Below are 16,398 nucleotides of genomic sequence, written 5' to 3' on the forward strand. Positions count from 1 at the left end.
ACGCTACTACGGATAATAACAGGCATGCCGAAAGCGACAACTCCTAGCACTGATTTTTCTGCGCATACACCCATGATGCAACAATACTTGCGGATCAAAGCGGAACACGCTGACACGCTTTTATTCTATCGCATGGGCGATTTTTACGAATTGTTCTACCAAGATGCGCAAAAAGCGGCCGAGCTGCTCGATATCTCGCTCACGCAACGTGGTGCCAGTAACGGCAAGCCCATCCCAATGGCGGGTGTGCCCTATCATGCTGCGGAAAATTATCTAGCACGTTTACTACAATTAGGTGAGTCGGTCGCCATTTGCGAACAAGTGGGTGATCCAGCAACCAGTAAAGGACCCGTCGAACGCAAAGTTGTGCGGGTATTGACCCCAGGTACCGTCACCGATGAAGCACTGCTCAATGAAAGTAGCGAAAATTTACTGGTGGCGGTCTATCCGCAACAAGCAACTGAACAAAGCCTTTTTGGCATCGCCAGTCTTGATCTCGCCAGTGGTCGATTTAGTGTCAGCGAAGTCAGCCATGAAGCCAGTCTGCAGGCGGAATTGCAGCGCCTAAACCCAGCCGAATTGCTTTATCCTGATACTGTTTCGTGGCAAACCGCATGGCATCCTTGTGAAGCGCGTCGCGCCCGACCAGATTGGGAGTTTGCCAGTGATAGCGCAAACGCACTCCTGTGCCGCCAGTTCAACGTACAACACTTAGATGGTTTCGGTGTCAGCCATTTAAAGGCAGCTTTAGGCGCAGCTGGGGCGCTCCTTAATTATGTGAAGCTAACACAGCGAGCCGCGCTACCGCATATCCAAGCCATTCACGCTGAACAAAGCTCTGATGCCGTACAGATGGATGCCGCAACCCAACGCAACTTAGAACTTGTCGGGGCGCTCAGCGGCGGTACAGTCTCACTTTTCAGTACCATTAATTGCACTGCTACGGCAATGGGTGCGCGGCTGTTACGGCGCTGGTTACAACGCCCTATCCGCAACACGCAAACCCTAGAATGTCGCTATGATGCCGTCGCCGCCTTGCAGGAACACGATTTAGACGCAATTCGGAAACACCTACGCGAAATTGGCGATCTGGAGCGTATTTTGTCCCGCATCGCGTTACGTAGCGCGCGGCCGCGAGATCTGACACGGTTACGTAGCGCACTGCAGGCCATTCCTGATTTAAAACGAGAACTAAGCAGCCTCGCAGCGTTAACACTATGGCGCGAGCAGCTTGCTGAACTCCCGGAACTCCGACAGACCCTCGAGGCAGCACTCGTCGAAGCGCCTCCGCAACTTATTCGCGATGGTGGCGTCCTCGCCGACGGATTTGATGAAGAGTTAGATGAACAAAGGGCCCTCGCAGCGGGTGCAACAGATTTCTTAAAACAAATTGAGACCCGTGAACGTGAGCGCACTGGCATTCAGACGCTGAAAGTTGGTTACAACAAGGTTCATGGCTATTACCTTGAAGCGAGCCGCGCGGCGGCTGCACAAATCCCAGCGGATTACCAGCGCCGGCAAACATTGAAGAACGCCGAACGCTATATTATTCCTGAGCTTAAAACCTACGAAGACAAGGTACTGCAAGCTCAATCGCGTGCTTTGGCGCGCGAGAAGTGGCTCTACGATGCCTTACTTAACGAGGCCGCAGAGCATTTACAGGCGTTGCAAGTCAACGCCCGCGCCGTGGCCGAAATAGATGTCTTGCACAGCTTCGCCAAGCAAGCCTTACGGCAAAATTATTGCCGCCCAAGCCTCACGACCACACGCGGTCTCCATTTACAAGCAGCGCGTCATCCAGTGATTGAAGCGCAACTCGAAGCGCCCTTCATTGCTAATGATGTTGCGCTGGACGAACAACATTTCATGTTGCTCATCACTGGACCTAATATGGGCGGTAAATCGACCTATATGCGACAAACAGCTTTGATTGCTGTCTTAGCTTATTGCGGCAGTTTTGTCCCTGCCGCTGCGGCCGAGTTGGGCCCCATCGACCGCATTTTCACTCGCATCGGTGCCTCTGATGACCTCGCTTCAGGGCGTTCAACCTTTATGGTTGAGATGACCGAAGCAGCGACCATTCTGCACAATGCCAGCCCGCAAAGTTTGGTGTTGATGGATGAAATTGGCCGCGGCACGTCAACCTATGACGGCTTAGCATTGGCATGGGCATGTGCCGAAGCGTTATTGCAGCAAAATCGCGCATTAACGCTCTTTGCAACGCACTATTTTGAACTCACTCAGAGTATTGCCCAATTACCGGGATGCAAAAATGTCCATGTTGAAGCCAGCGAGCATGATGACACCATTGTTTTCGAGCATCGCGTAAGTGAGGGGGCAGCAAATCGTAGTTTCGGCGTGCAAGTTGCGCAGCTTGCGGGGCTTCCACTTCCGGTATTGCAACGCGCCAAACAAGTTTTGTATGAACTCGAACAAGCACCTGAACAAGCTCAGTCAAAGCAACAGGTTTTGTCGTTAGAGACGCAAACAGCACCACCGGCGCCGGTGGAGCATCCGATGGTAAAAGAATTGGAAACCTTAGAGGTAAACGGTATGACGCCGCTTGAAGCGTTGCAATGGCTCGCGCGTTGGCAGCAACAACTTAGTCGTACTGGAACAAAGCGTCGAGACTAAGCCCCTGTTGGCGTAGCATATCGCGCAAGCGACGTAAGGCCTCAACTTGGATTTGTCTCACGCGTTCGCGGGTGAGACCAATCTCACGCCCGACATCTTCCAAAGTTGCAGGTTCATAGCCCATTAAACCGAAACGCCGCGCCAAAACTTCGCGTTGTTTGGTGTTTAAACTCGCCAACCATTCAACAATATGCTCTTTCAGATCATCGTCTTGCATAACTCCTTCAGGACCATGATCATTTTCGTCGGTGAGCAAATCCACTAAGGCTTTATCGTTATCACCCCCCAGTGGCGTGTCGACGGAAGCGATACGTTCATTCAGGCGTAGCATACGACTTACATCAGCCACTGAAACATCGAGTTGTTCGGCGATATCTTCAGCGGTGGGTTCATGATCAAGCTTGTGAGCGAGCTCACGTGAAGCACGCAAATAGCTGTTCAGCTCTTTCACCACATGGATGGGTAGGCGTATGGTTCGGGTTTGATTCATGATGGCGCGTTCGATGGTTTGCCGAATCCACCAAGTTGCATAAGTCGAAAAGCGAAAACCGCGTTCAGGGTCAAACTTTTCCACCGCGCGAATGAGACCAAGGTTACCTTCTTCGACGAGGTCTAACAGGGGTAAGCCACGGTTCGTGTAACGTCGCGCAATTTTTACTACTAAGCGCAAGTTACTCTCAATCATGCGACAACGAGCGGCCTTGTCGCCTTTGCGGGCGAGACGGGAAAAATGAACTTCTTCCTCAGCAGTCAGCAATGGCGAAAAGCCAATTTCGCCAAGGTAAAGTTGCGTAGCATCCATTTTCTTCTGATAGGTTGCACGATTGGCAATGATTTCTTCAAATTCACTGTCATCGTCATTACTATCAGTGGCCGCAGACTTTTCCATTTCCGACATCACTTCTTGTTCTTCGATGTCTTCCACCTCATTGCGTCGACTCATTGTGACCCCCGTGGTAAATAATGCCGTGGATTGACTGACTTACCTCGGTAGCGAACTTCAAAATGCAGCTTCACCCGTTCGGCGTCAGAATTACCCATTTCGGCAATGGCATCCCCTGCGCTGACCCACTGTTGTTCTTTTATTAAAAGCTTATCATTGTGGGCGTACGCAGTTATATAATCATCGTTATGTTTCAGGATAATTAAATTTCCATATCCTTTTAGCGCATTACCAGCATAAACCACTTTTCCGGCTGCAGCGGCCCTTACGATGTCACCTTTTTTACCGGCAAAGTCGATCCCCTTAGGGCCTGTTACTGCTGCGGTGAACTCTCTAATTACCGAGTTCCCTGTCGGCCAACGCCACGCGATGTCATTACTACTTGGAAAGACTTCACGCTTTATTGTTGGCCTTGGTTGAGCTGGCGAATTCGTAACCTTTTCTTTACTTTTGTCTTCAACATACTCTTTCTTTTGAGTCTTATCAACGCTTTGTGGCGAATCTATTCGCTTTGACGTAGTGGTAGGTTGTGTTTTTTGCGTCGGTCGTGCGGCTGCACGCAAGGTGAGTCGCTGACCAGGGTAAATTGTGTAGGGTTCACCTAAGTCATTCAGCCGTGCCAACGCGCGCACATCGATGTTCGCACGGAAGGCAATTGAATAAAGGGTATCCCCTTTTTGAACCTGATAGGTACTGCCGGCTAGGCTATTGGCTTCGTAATCATAAATGCTGCGCCCCTGGTAGACTTTTTCCACCGGCGCAGGCTGTTGCCGCTGCGCACAACCGGCAATCAGCAACACACAAAACAGACTGAGAACTAAGCTAGCGCGTCCATACATAGGCAATTCCGGCAATAATCACCATCGCCCAGCCAATCCTATCCACGTAGGTTCTCAGCTTCAGGGCCATGGTTGGGCCTCCTGTTTTTAAAAGCCACGCCACTAAATAAAAGCGCAGACCACGACTTATCAACGAGCCTAACACAAATGGAATAAACATCACCTGCAACATGCCGCCACTCACGGTAAAAAGTTTGTAAGGCAAGGGTGAAAAGCCAGCGATGAAAATAATCCAAAAACCGTATTCTTGGAACCAGTTGGTAACCGTGGCTAACTTATCTTGATAGCCAGCCCACTCGATCAACGGTAGCACCCATGGTTCGAATGCGAAGTAGCCTAACCAATAGCCGGCAATACCACCTAGCACTGAAGCCAGCGTCGTTAAAAACGCAAAAAACCACGCCCGTTGCGGTTGCGTCATGGCCATCGGTGCTAGCATCACATCCGGTGGGATTGGGAAAATGACCGACTCAGAAAAACTCAAACCGGCAAGGATAGCCGGGGCGCGGCGATGCTGCGACCATTGCAGCACGCGGTCATAAAGACTGCTAAATAACTTCATGCAAGACTTCCTGGTACGAGCGGTACAAACTTCACGTCACCCAATTGCTTATGTTCATAATCATCGCCAAATCGACGAATCACGACTAACCGTTGTTTAATACCACCGACAGGGATAATCATGACCCCACCGTCAGCTAATTGCTCCATTAGCGCATGCGGAATATCACTCGCGGCGGCAGTCACGATAATGCCATCAAAAGGCGCTTTACTTTGCCAACCCTGCCAGCCATCACCATGGCGCATACTGACATTATGCAAATCGAGCTTTTTCAACCGGCGTTTTGCTTGATATTGCAATTCAGCAATGCGTTCAACGGAGAAGACTTTATCGACCAGCTGCGCCAAGATCGCCGTTTGATAGCCACTACCGGTTCCGATCTCTAACACGTTATGACAATGGTGCTGCATCAAAAGTTGTGTCATTGACGCGACCATCAGCGGCTGGGAAATGGTCTGCCCTTTACCGATTGGCAATGCCGTGTTCTCGTAGGCCTTATGCGCAAGGGATTCGGGCATAAAGAGATGACGCGGGGTGTCGGCAATGACCTGCAATACCTGCTCGTTACTGATGCCCTGCTCGCGCAGCAAAGCCACGAGACGCTTTGCCATTCCCTGAAAATTTTGAATCATCGTTGTGAGTTCTTGTTGTTATAATGAGTCTTTCGTTTCTTCCAGCCAACTTGCAAGGGTATCTTGATGAACTCTTGCAGTCATATCAAGGCTTATCGGCGTGATCGATACATAACCTTCACGTACCGCATAAAAATCAGTATCTTCGCCGTCATCTTGATGTCCGCCGATTGGACCATACCAATAAATTTTACGACCAAAGGGATCGCTCGACTCCACCATAGTTTCCGCTCGATGGCGACGACCGAGGCGCGTTATTTTAATGCCTTTTAGTTCTTCGTAGGGCACCGCTGGTACATTAATATTAAGAATAGTGTCCAAGCGCAGCGGCTTATCAGCCATTTTACTAACGATATCTGCAACCACGCGGGCTGCCGTTTCGTAATAGTCATGCGTGCGGTCACCCATCGATACAGCAATCGAAGGCAAGCCCATGTAGCGCCCTTCCATTGCCGCCGCTACAGTCCCTGAATAAAGTACATCATCGCCCATATTGGGGCCATCATTGATACCGGAAACCACCAAATCGACATCGTCTGCTAGTGGCGAGTTAGTACCTAAATGAACACAGTCTGTCGGCGTACCATTAAGTGAGAAAAAGCCATTATCTAGCTTCTGGACGCGCAGCGGATTGTGCAGGGTTAACGAGTTACTTGCCCCGCTGCAGTTACGATCCGGTGCGATCACGCGAACTTGCGCAATTTCATTCAAAGCATCATAGAGCGCGGCAATACCCGGTGCGTGTACACCATCGTCATTGCTCACTAATAATTTCATCATTCGGCTGGTTCCTCTGTTACATCTTGCATTAATTCGCGCAACACACTGGTAGCAAAGCTACCTTTCGGCAGACTAAAGGTGACATCAACGGTCGCTGCGTCGACACGTTCCAACTGCGGGTTTTCAAGCTCGAGCAGCAGCGCACGGCGTGCAAGGTCAACACGCTTTTGTCGCAACCCATCAAGCAATGACGCATAGTCCTGCAGTACCTCATGTTCAAACGGGCTCAAATGTTCCTGCCAAGGCTCGCGATAGCCGCCAGCTAAGGGTCCGGACAACTTGATATCACCGCTCTGCCAACGCTCCAGCAGTGTAGCATCGAGCGCCTCAACTTGGAAAAACGAGCGACTACCACTTAGCAACATAAAATCACCTAATTCAGGCTGCAAGCGTTGCTCACGAATCCGTCGACTGAGTAATTCATTAAATAGGTAGGAGCGTACGCTCGATAACAACATACCTTGTTGCTGGCGGCTCCACTTTTTGGCTTTTTTATTACTTATTTCGCCGCTTAACCAAGCACTGGCTTTCGTTAGATTCTGTCCTTCACGACCAAAGCGCTGCTCACCAAAGTAATTTGGCACGCCGCCTTCAACCAGCTGCTGCCAGCGTTCCACCAGAGCCTCGACATCATCGACGTTGCGTATGCGCAAACGAAAAGCATTACCGCTATGGAGGCCCATTTTCAGTTTTTTCGCCCGCCGAATCGCGCGCTCGATTCGAAACTCGGGATGCTCCAGCTGTTGCCACGCCAGCATCTCTTTTCCCGGCAGTTGCACGGAGAACCACTGCCAGGTTTCTGCGTGCCGATCTTTAAGCCCGGAATAACTCACGTCGCGTTCGCTCACGCCCGCAAAGTCAGCCAACTGCCGTGCCACAAAGGTGGTATTCGCACCTTTTTTATACACCCACAGCCACTGATGTTCACCCTGCTCGTCGGCTTCTACCTCGAGTAATTCTGTGACTTGAAAGTCACTCGGCTGCTGCTTGTAACTACCTGATACCTGTGGGCTACCGTGGAGGTAACTCAAGGCATCCAAATCCGGCTTAATCAAGAGGCATCTCCTGCATCAGCACCACCGCATGACAAGCAATCCCCTCTTTGCGGCCAACGAAACCTAACTTTTCTGTGGTCGTGGCTTTGACATTGACACGATTCACATTGGCTCGTAGCACCGTTGCTATACGCTCTCGCATACTACTTATGTACGGTGCGAGTTTAGGTGCTTGCGCAATGACCGTGACATCAAGATTGCCAAGACGGTACCCTTCTTGCGCGGCCATCTGCACAACGTGCGCCAACAGCTCGGCGCTATCGGCACCCGCGTAGCGCTCGTCGGTATCAGGGAAGTGATGACCAATATCACCTTTTCCTAGGGCACCGAGCACTGCGTCGGTAATAGCATGTAGCACCACATCGCCATCTGAGTGGGCAAGCAGTCCCTGCTCATACGGCACTTCGACAGCGCCAAGCAATAACGGTTTTGTACTACCAAATTTATGTACATCGTAGCCATGCCCAATTCGCATTCTTACTCCTTTCTATGATTTTCGGTCAGCCACAACTGCGCAAGTTGTTCATCACCAGGTAAGGTGATTTTGATATTACTGCGTCTACCCTGCACCAGTTTTGGCTGTTGCCCGAGAGCTTCAAGCACTGAAGCTTCATCGGTAAGCTGTGGATTGTCCACGCCAAGTTGAGCGAAGCCCTTTAACAGCGCTTCACTGCGGAACACTTGCGGTGTTAGCGCTTGCCATAAATGATCACGTGCGACCGAAGTCTGAACTCTTGAATTCGCCCCCTCGCGCTTTAGCGTATCTGCCACCGGCAGTGCAAGTAAGGCGCCGACTTCATCCAATAAGGCTTCATCAAGCACCGTCGTTAGCTCTTGTGCCGTTAAACAGGGTCGTGCCGCATCATGCACAGCGACCCATTCAAAGCCGGCAGCATGCGCAGCAGCAACGCCGCTTTGCACCGATGCTGCTCGCGTAGCGCCGCCATCGACCCGGGTGATCGGGCGCTCGCTGCTAAAACTGAGTTGTGGAAAATAGGGATCAGTCGCACTGGTCGCAATAAAAATGTGCGCGATGCGTGGGTCTTGGAGTAAAGCTTTCACGGTCTGTTCGAGCACTGTGGTACCCGCTAACCTTAAATACTGCTTCGGTTGCGCACTTTGCATGCGTTGCCCTACTCCGGCAGCAGGAACAACCGCTGCAACGCTATTATTCTGGCTCATAAGTTGTGGATTGTTTATTCGGAATCAATCGGAAAAAGGTTTCGTCTTGCTTAATCAGCCCCAATTCATTGCGGGCGCGTTCTTCCAACGCGACTTCGCCCTCACGCAAGTCCTCGATATCAGCGATAAGAACTTGATTACGCTGGCGTAGCTTCTGATTGGTCTGCTCTTGTCGCGCCACATCTTCTTGCAAATGCCAGTACTCCGGTAGGCTATTTTTGCCAAACCAGAGTCGGTATTGCAGTGCGACCAGTAGCACTAACAGAAAGACTTTTAACAGACGCATCGCCACCCTCACATGGTATGATTGTGCTAAGTATACCTTTCTTTAGCGTCGAACCAAGTATTTACAGGCTATCATGGACTACTACCTTATCGCATTGATTATGTTTGCGGGAGCCTTTTTACAAGGAATTACCGGTTTTGGCTCAGGCTTGATTGCCGTACCACTGCTAAGTTTACTGCTGCCTATTACGATGTTAACCCCAATGCTGTCACTTATTAATGTCGCTTTGGCAGTGTATTTAGCATGGTTGCTACGCCACTATTTAGCCGTCAAACGCTGGAGTGTCCTCTTTGCTGCAGGTGTAATAGGCACATTAATGGGCAACTACGCCCTCGCTCATTTGCCACTGACCACGCTGCAACTCGGCATGGCGGTCTTTGTCATCAGTGCCGGACTGTTGTTTTGGTTTGGCGTACAACTCAAGCTAGCCGCACGAGCCCCCCAACAAACTGGAGTAGGTCTGCTTTCCGGCTTTGCGAACGGAGCTTTGACGCTCGGTGGACCGCCGGTCGTGCTGTTTTTGACCGCTAACCGTTTGGGGCGGAGCGAATTTCGCGCAACCTTGGCGGTGTTTTTTCTGGCGCTTGGCCTTACCAATGTGATTTCTTTCGGTCTGCAAGGCCGCTATGCAACTATCGATACCATAGCTTTAGCGGTATTGACGCTAGGAGCTTTACTCGGTGCCTATGGCGGACATCGACTCAGTGGTAAGCTTTCAGAACGAGCATTTCGCCGTTTAACGTTGATTCTCGTTATTGGCGCAGGAGTGATGGTTATCGCAAACGTTGCCAGTCAATAGCCGTCGCTAACAGCAACTCACGCAGTGATAAGGTGCGCGGATCCGTACGGCCTTTATGCGACCACTGATGTCCACACACAGCAGGTTTAAGCCAAGCAAGCTCCGGCTTTGCCAGGAGTAAATGGTCGCCTTCGCTCTCACAACTCTCGCCGGTAAATAAGAACCAACCGAACTCGTTGCAATGCACTCGACCTTGCTCGCGATCGATACGGTCGATTGAATCAAGTCGGACTTGTTGCAGATGAGGATTCAAATTAAGGATCGGTACCGTTGTACCTAAGGGGAGGTTTTTATCCTGCAACCATTTCTCGAGTTTCGTGCCGCGCGTTGCAGTACTTTTTAACTTAGCTTTTTGCGGTGATTGCCAACTGGCATTTTGCACATCTAAATCGCATGGACAACCACAGCTGAGCATCGCCCGGCCGGCAGTACGGACGTAATAGCTTAAACTTCGTAACCGCCGTTGCAAACCGTTTGCGGAATGCACCTGAATTTGTGCCAAAACGGCTAGTTCACGTTCATAGAGTGCCGTGCAGAGCTCAGGGAACGCGACCGGATCATAGCCCGGTCGCTGTTCAACAACCTCGAATATATCGCGTTGTTCGCTCACAGTGTCAGCACCAATCGCTTACTCAGCCGCCCGCACTTCTGCACGACCACGATACGGTGCGTTGCCATCTAGCTCTTGCTCAATGCGCAACAGCTGATTGTACTTGGCAACACGGTCTGAGCGACAGAGCGACCCGGTCTTAATTTGACCAGCAGCTGTACCCACAGCCAAGTCAGCAATGGTCGCATCTTCAGTTTCACCTGAACGGTGTGAGATGACAGCGGTAAAACCGGCTTCATTGGCCATACGAATCGCCGCCAAGGTCTCACTCAGGCTGCCGATTTGATTGAACTTGATCAAAATCGAATTGCCGATGCCTTCGTCAATACCACGCTTCAAAATCTTGGTATTGGTTACGAACAAATCATCACCGACCAGCTGCACCTTATCACCTAAGCGATCGGTCAAGACTTTCCAACCTTCCCAGTCGCTTTCATCAAGGCCATCTTCGATCGAGATGATAGGATAGCGCTCACACAAACCTGCGAGGTATTCAGCAAACTCAGCGGCGGTGAATGACTTGCCCTCACCTGCCAAGTGGTATTTGCCGTCGCGGTAGAACTCAGACGCCGCACAATCGAGTGCAAGCGTAATGTCATCGCCCATCCGGTAACCCGCTTTCTCTACCGCTTCAACGATCACTGCTAAAGCTTCTTCGTTTGAGCTCAAGTTGGGCGCAAAACCACCCTCATCACCCACGGCGGTGCTCAGGCCACGATCCTGCAGCACTTTCTTCAACGCGTGGAATACTTCCGCACCCATGCGCAAGCCTTCACGGAAATTAGGCGCACCGACTGGCTGAATCATAAACTCTTGAATATCCACGTTATTATCGGCGTGCTCACCACCGTTCAAGATGTTCATCATCGGCAGTGGCATGCTAAATTGACCAGCAGTACCATTCAACTGTGCAATGTGTGCGTACAATGGTACGCCAGCACTCGCTGCGGCCGCTTTGGCGTTCGCCAGTGAAACCGCCAAAATCGCATTCGCACCCAAACTCGCTTTATTCTCAGTCGCATCCAGCTCGAGCATGATGTTATCGACTTTGCTTTGGTCTGCAGCTGCAACGCCTTGGAGTTGCGGCGCAATACGCTCATTCACATTTGCTACCGCTTGTAATACGCCCTTACCTAAGTAGCGACTTTTGTCACCATCGCGTAATTCAAGCGCTTCGCGTGAACCGGTTGAAGCACCGCTAGGTGCTGCGGCGCGGCCCCAATGGCCATCGCTCAAGTGAACGTCAACTTCGATGGTTGGATTACCGCGCGAATCCATGATTTCGCGAGCGACAATAGATTGAATCGTTGCCATGCTAAAACTTCTCTCCTGTTTCGGCGACCATTAGCCGCGACGTTGCTTTTGATACTTGCCAGCAGCTTCAATGAAGCCACGGAACAGCGGATGTCCATCACGCGGAGTCGAAGTGAACTCTGGGTGGAACTGCGCTGCAACAAACCAAGGATGTTCTGGAATTTCGATAATCTCGACCAAGCGATTGTCATGCGACCAACCGGAAATTTTTAAGCCCGCAGCTTCAAGTTTCTCGATATAGGTACCGTTGACTTCGTAACGATGACGATGGCGCTCTTGAATAACGTCTTCGCCATAGAGGTCACGTGCTTTCGTTCCCGCGACTAAGTTACAAGGTTGTGCACCTAGACGCATGGTACCGCCAAGGTCAGAATGCTGGTCGCGTAATTCTTTTTGCCCTTGTGCGTCCATCCATTCGGTAATCAAACCTACCACTGGGTGTTTGGCATCTGCGTCAAATTCAGTGCTGTTTGCGCCTTCCATGCCGGCCACATGACGGGCATATTCAATCAACGCAATCTGCATACCTAAGCAAATACCCAAATAAGGAATTTTTTGCTCACGGGCATACTGTGCAGCCATGATTTTGCCTTGTATTCCGCGTTCACCAAAACCACCTGGGACGATAATCGCATCGACGTCAGCTAACTTCGCAACACCTTTGGTTTCAACATCTTGCGCATCGATGTAGCGAATGTTGACGGTCAAACGATTTTTCAAGCCTGCATGTGCCAAGGCTTCGTTGACCGATTTATAGGCATCAGGAAGCTCAATGTACTTGCCAACAAAACCGACGGTCACTTCACCGCTTGGATTCGACTCCTGATACAGAACTTGTTCCCATTCTGACAGGTCTGCTTCTGGACGATCTAAGCGGAAACGATTCACTACCAGTTCATCAAGACCTTGTGATTTCAGGATCGCTGGGATCTTATAGATGCTATCGACGTCTTTCAGGCCAATAACAGCTCGCTCTTCGACATTAGTGAAGAGCGCGATCTTGCCACGTTCATTCGCCGGCAAGGCTCGATCAGAGCGACAAACTAAGATATCAGGTTGGATACCAATCGAGCGAAGTTCTTTCACCGAGTGCTGGGTTGGTTTGGTTTTCACTTCGCCCGCAGCGCCAAGGAAAGGCACCAAAGTCAGGTGCATGAACATGGTATGGTCACGCCCTACTTCCGTCGCTAACTGGCGTATCGCCTCAAGGAACGGTTGAGACTCAATATCACCCACGGTACCGCCAATTTCGATGATGGCAATATCGTAGCCTTCGCCACCTTCAACGATGCGGCGTTTAATTTCATTGGTAATGTGCGGAATGACTTGAATCGTTGCACCGAGGAACTCACCACGTCGTTCACGACGAATAATATCTTCGTAGACGCGTCCGGCAGTGAAGTTGTTCTTTTTAGTCATACGCGTGCGAATAAAACGCTCGTAATGACCTAAATCGAGATCGGTTTCAGCCCCGTCTTCAGTGACAAATACTTCACCGTGTTGAATCGGACTCATAGTGCCTGGATCGACGTTAATGTACGGATCCAGTTTAAGGATAGTGACCTGTAAGCCACGTGCTTCAAGAATTGCCGCCAAAGAAGCTGCAGCAATACCTTTACCCAGCGAAGATACAACACCGCCGGTGACGAAAATATAATTAGTTGTCATGCGAAACCTAAGTCGTCAGGTTAAATGGGAATTGCTTCAAGACGGGAAAACAGTATACCTTAACGACTTAATTCCGACAATTTAAAATTACGCTAAGCTGTCCCGTTTTACTTCTTGCCAATAGGCTTCAAGTTCTTCTAAACCCAATTCTTCTGCGCTTTTGCCCGCTTCAGCGAGACGCTTTTCAATGGCTTGAAAACGCTGTTTAAATTTTAAATTGGTACGCCGTAAGGCGTGTTCAGGGTTTACTTGCGCATGTCGCGCTAAATTGACCACCGCAAACAACACATCGCCAATTTCACTTTCAAGCGCCTCTTGGTCTATTGTTTGCGCAGCAAGTTCGGCTTTCACCTCAGTGATTTCTTCTTGAATTTTATCCAGTACCGGACCGATCGTAGCCCAATCAAACCCCACATTTGCAGCACGTTTTTGCAGTTTCTGTGCCTGTAAAATGGCCGGCAAATTGCCTGGAATACCTTGAAAAACCGAATGTGTCTCACCTTTCTCTGCGCGCTCTTGCTGCTTAATCAGTTCCCATTGCGCTTTTATTTCAGCATCGCTTTGCGCGGTATTATCACCAAAAACATGGGGGTGCCGACGAATGAGTTTATCGGCAGTCTGCGCAGCCACTTCGTCAAAACTGAACAGCCCCTCTTCATTGGTGAGCTGGGTGTAAAACACCACCTGAAAGAGTAAATCGCCCAGTTCATCTTTGATTGCGCGCATATCGCCTTCAGTCAGCGCGGCGGCAACTTCATAGGCTTCTTCGATGGTGTACGGAATCAAACTGGTCAAGGTTTGCTTTAAATCCCACGGACAACCCGTTTCAGGGTCACGTAGGCGACGCATAACTTCCAGCAAAGCTGCAACGCCAGGAAAATCCGTCGAGTTAATCTTGAGTTCATTCGCTTTAGTGACTGCCACTACGTTCTACCTTGTGTATGCCCTTTACCTGTAATAATCGATCAATAATGCGCTGTAAACTTGCCTGACCTTCGATGAAAACACCCAAGGAAATACGCGCATGCTGGGTTTGCGTATCAAGTTGTGAATCCAACTGCGCAACACTGGTTTTTTCATTTGCCAAAATCGCAGTAATGTCATGCAACAAGCCGTTGCGGTCATCGGCATCAATGCGCAAATCGGCGCGATACCGCCCCTGCTCTTGGCGGCTCCAATGGACCTGAAGCCCGCGTTCCGGGTGCACTTCTAACAAATGCTTAAGCTGTTCGCAGTCGCGGTGATGCACACTCACGCCACGACCTTGCGTGACAAACCCCATAATCGGCTCCCCCGGGAGCGGCTGACAACATTTGGCAAACTGCACCATCAAGTTACCAATGCCCTGCACACTGACATCACTATGCTTACCCGGCTTACGTTGGTTTTTGCGTTGCAAACGCTCCAATCGTTCGGTTGTGGCATCAGGCGTAGGCTTGAGCTGATTCACAACTTGGTTCAAGCGCACGTCACCTGCACCAATCGCCGCCAGCAAGTCATCCAACTGATTGAAGTTGAAGCGCTCGAGAATGGTGTTCGCTTGGCTTAGGGGAATCTCAAGCTTTTGCAATTCGGTTTCTAAAAGCTCCCGCCCAGCTTTCAAATTCTTGTCGCGATCAAGTTTCTTAAAATAGGTGACAACTTTGCTCCGCGCGCGCGACGTGCGCAAATAGCCCAGAGCGGGATTCAGCCAGTCACGCCGCGGCTTGGTATTTTTTTGCGTGAGAATTTCAACGCGTTCACCGTTTTTAAGGGTGTAGGTGAACGGCACAATGTGACCATCGACTTTCGCCCCGACACAGCGGTGCCCTACTTGGGAGTGGATGTAGTAGGCAAAATCGAGCGGCGTTGCGCCTTGCGGTAAGTCGATAACTTCGCCTTTCGGGGTAAACACGTAGACGCGATCTTCGAAAACTTGCGAGCGAATTTCCGCAACCAAGTCATCGTTTTCTGCCATGTCCTCATGCCACGCCAGTAGCTTACGCAACCAAGCAATCTTTTCTTCGAAACCACCCTGTTTGCTGGCCACACCTTCTTTGTAGAGCCAATGTGCTGCGACGCCAAGCTCAGCATCGTCATGCATATCGGCAGTGCGAATTTGAATTTCGACGTGCTTTTCTTCTGGGCCTACCACCACGGTGTGGATGGACTGATAGCCGTTGGCTTTTGGCGTCGCAATGTAATCATCGAACTCCGACTGTATATGGCGCCATTGACTGTGCACCACACCTAAGGCCGCATAACAGTCTTTTAATGAGTGCGTGATAATGCGTACCGCACGAATATCGTAGAGCTGCTCAAAGCTGAGATGCTTTTTCTGCATCTTGCGCCAAATCGAATAAATATGTTTCGGGCGTCCGTAGACGTCGGCTTGTACACCTTCGGCAAGCAAGCCTTGCTGAAGCTTATCGACAAAGTCGGTGATGTAATTTTCACGATCGACGCGACGCTCAAGCAACTGCTTCGCAATCGCTTTGTAGGTGGTTGGATGAAGATAGCGAAAGGCCAAGTCTTCAAGCTCCCACTTGAGTTGACCAATGCCAAGTCGGTTGGCTAAAGGAGCATAAATGTCTTGGCACTCTTTCGCGACCAATACCCGAGTTTCTTCATCGGCACTTTTAATTTCGCGTAAGGCGCAAATCCGCTCGGCTAACTTGATCAATACCGCACGGACGTCTGCCACCATTGAAAGCAACATGCGTCGGACATTATCAATCTGTTCGGCATTAGGCTTGCCATGCTGAAAGTGCTGCAAGTCACTGATCATCTGCATTTGCTGCACAGCATCTAGCAGCGCTGCGAGAGCTTCGCCATGTTCAGCGACGATGGTTTCGCGAGAAATCGCCTGAGCTTGATACGCTGGACTGTAGAGCGCGGCGATTAGAGAATCAGGATCGAGGTTAAGAGCAGCCAAGATTTCGACCATCTCTTGCCCTTTGAGCACCCACTCTGGATGCTTTTTCGCTTGCAAGTGAGCCTGCAACTGCTGGAAGTGTTGTTGCAGCTGCTTTTTCGTTGCCTCAGCTGTCACATGCTGTAACCAGTCACCGTGTTGTTCCGGTTTATCAACATGGGTACTGCGCACATACACCAC

The 16,398-nt window shown here is 50.5% G+C and carries 16 protein-coding genes; 2 read left to right on the forward strand and 14 right to left on the reverse strand.

What is annotated here, in order from left to right; translation table 11 throughout:
* Positions 1–24: 24 nt before the first annotated feature.
* Positions 25–2,634: a DNA mismatch repair protein MutS gene (gene mutS, locus CWE21_RS02140; protein ID WP_126832689.1), complete on the forward strand. Its 2,610-nt coding sequence runs from the start codon at positions 25–27 to the stop codon at positions 2,632–2,634.
* On the opposite strand, the gene rpoS is transcribed toward mutS, so the two are convergent.
* From rpoS to ftsB, 9 genes are read right to left on the reverse strand one after another with little or no spacing between them, the layout of a single operon-like run.
* A complete protein-coding gene (gene rpoS / locus CWE21_RS02145; protein ID WP_471869422.1) occupies positions 2,603–3,532 on the reverse strand; it encodes an RNA polymerase sigma factor RpoS in 930 nt (309 codons plus the stop codon). The two genes, mutS and rpoS, sit on opposite strands and share 32 nt — an antisense overlap.
* Before the next feature lie 41 nt (positions 3,533–3,573).
* Complete coding sequence (locus tag CWE21_RS02150) at positions 3,574–4,416, reverse strand: peptidoglycan DD-metalloendopeptidase family protein (RefSeq protein WP_126832693.1); 843 nt, start codon at positions 4,414–4,416, stop codon at positions 3,574–3,576.
* The gene (locus tag CWE21_RS02155) at positions 4,400–4,978 is read right to left on the reverse strand and encodes a YqaA family protein (RefSeq protein WP_126832695.1); all 579 of its coding nucleotides are present in this window, start codon (positions 4,976–4,978) and stop codon (positions 4,400–4,402) included. Before CWE21_RS02155 ends, CWE21_RS02150 begins: the two co-directional genes overlap by 17 nt.
* Positions 4,975–5,610: a protein-L-isoaspartate(D-aspartate) O-methyltransferase gene (locus tag CWE21_RS02160; RefSeq protein ID WP_126832697.1), complete on the reverse strand. Its 636-nt coding sequence runs from the start codon at positions 5,608–5,610 to the stop codon at positions 4,975–4,977. The genes CWE21_RS02155 and CWE21_RS02160 overlap by 4 nt, the downstream gene beginning before the upstream one ends.
* 18 nt (positions 5,611–5,628) lie before the next feature.
* On the reverse strand, positions 5,629–6,390 hold the full coding sequence (gene surE / locus CWE21_RS02165) for a 5'/3'-nucleotidase SurE (RefSeq protein WP_126832699.1): 762 nt from the start codon (positions 6,388–6,390) through the stop codon (positions 5,629–5,631).
* On the reverse strand, positions 6,387–7,445 hold the full coding sequence (truD, locus tag CWE21_RS02170; protein ID WP_126832701.1) for a tRNA pseudouridine(13) synthase TruD: 1,059 nt from the start codon (positions 7,443–7,445) through the stop codon (positions 6,387–6,389). The genes surE and truD overlap by 4 nt, the downstream gene beginning before the upstream one ends.
* Complete coding sequence (gene ispF / locus CWE21_RS02175; RefSeq protein WP_126832703.1) at positions 7,438–7,920, reverse strand: 2-C-methyl-D-erythritol 2,4-cyclodiphosphate synthase; 483 nt, start codon at positions 7,918–7,920, stop codon at positions 7,438–7,440. Before ispF ends, truD begins: the two co-directional genes overlap by 8 nt.
* A 2-nt stretch (positions 7,921–7,922) precedes the next feature.
* Positions 7,923–8,627: a 2-C-methyl-D-erythritol 4-phosphate cytidylyltransferase gene (gene ispD / locus CWE21_RS02180; RefSeq protein ID WP_126832705.1), complete on the reverse strand. Its 705-nt coding sequence runs from the start codon at positions 8,625–8,627 to the stop codon at positions 7,923–7,925.
* On the reverse strand, positions 8,614–8,913 hold the full coding sequence (gene ftsB / locus CWE21_RS02185) for a cell division protein FtsB (protein ID WP_126832707.1): 300 nt from the start codon (positions 8,911–8,913) through the stop codon (positions 8,614–8,616). Before ftsB ends, ispD begins: the two co-directional genes overlap by 14 nt.
* A 73-nt stretch (positions 8,914–8,986) precedes the next feature.
* On the opposite strand from ftsB, the gene CWE21_RS02190 reads away from it, so the two are divergent.
* A complete protein-coding gene (locus CWE21_RS02190; RefSeq protein WP_126832709.1) occupies positions 8,987–9,712 on the forward strand; it encodes a sulfite exporter TauE/SafE family protein in 726 nt (241 codons plus the stop codon).
* Here the strand turns inward: CWE21_RS02190 and CWE21_RS02195 are convergent.
* The 5 genes from CWE21_RS02195 to relA all read right to left on the reverse strand — a co-directional run bounded on the left by CWE21_RS02195 (position 9,687) and on the right by relA (position 16,398).
* Entirely contained in the window at positions 9,687–10,322 is a 636-nt protein-coding gene (locus tag CWE21_RS02195) for a hypothetical protein (protein WP_126832711.1), read from the reverse strand. The two genes, CWE21_RS02190 and CWE21_RS02195, sit on opposite strands and share 26 nt — an antisense overlap.
* 18 nt (positions 10,323–10,340) lie before the next feature.
* Positions 10,341–11,636, reverse strand: a complete 1,296-nt coding sequence (eno, locus tag CWE21_RS02200; RefSeq protein WP_126832713.1) for a phosphopyruvate hydratase — start codon at positions 11,634–11,636, stop codon at positions 10,341–10,343.
* A 30-nt stretch (positions 11,637–11,666) separates the two neighbouring features.
* Positions 11,667–13,304: a CTP synthase gene (locus CWE21_RS02205; protein ID WP_126832715.1), complete on the reverse strand. Its 1,638-nt coding sequence runs from the start codon at positions 13,302–13,304 to the stop codon at positions 11,667–11,669.
* An 87-nt stretch (positions 13,305–13,391) separates the two neighbouring features.
* The gene (gene mazG / locus CWE21_RS02210; RefSeq protein ID WP_276567297.1) at positions 13,392–14,228 is read right to left on the reverse strand and encodes a nucleoside triphosphate pyrophosphohydrolase; all 837 of its coding nucleotides are present in this window, start codon (positions 14,226–14,228) and stop codon (positions 13,392–13,394) included.
* Positions 14,215–16,398 carry a GTP diphosphokinase gene (gene relA, locus CWE21_RS02215; RefSeq protein ID WP_126832717.1) on the reverse strand — a complete coding sequence of 728 codons (2,184 nt, stop codon included), beginning with the start codon at positions 16,396–16,398 and terminating at the stop codon, positions 14,215–14,217. The genes mazG and relA overlap by 14 nt, the downstream gene beginning before the upstream one ends.

The organism is Pseudidiomarina aquimaris (assembly GCF_003987395.1).
GTDB classification, from domain to species: domain Bacteria; phylum Pseudomonadota; class Gammaproteobacteria; order Enterobacterales; family Alteromonadaceae; genus Pseudidiomarina; species Pseudidiomarina aquimaris.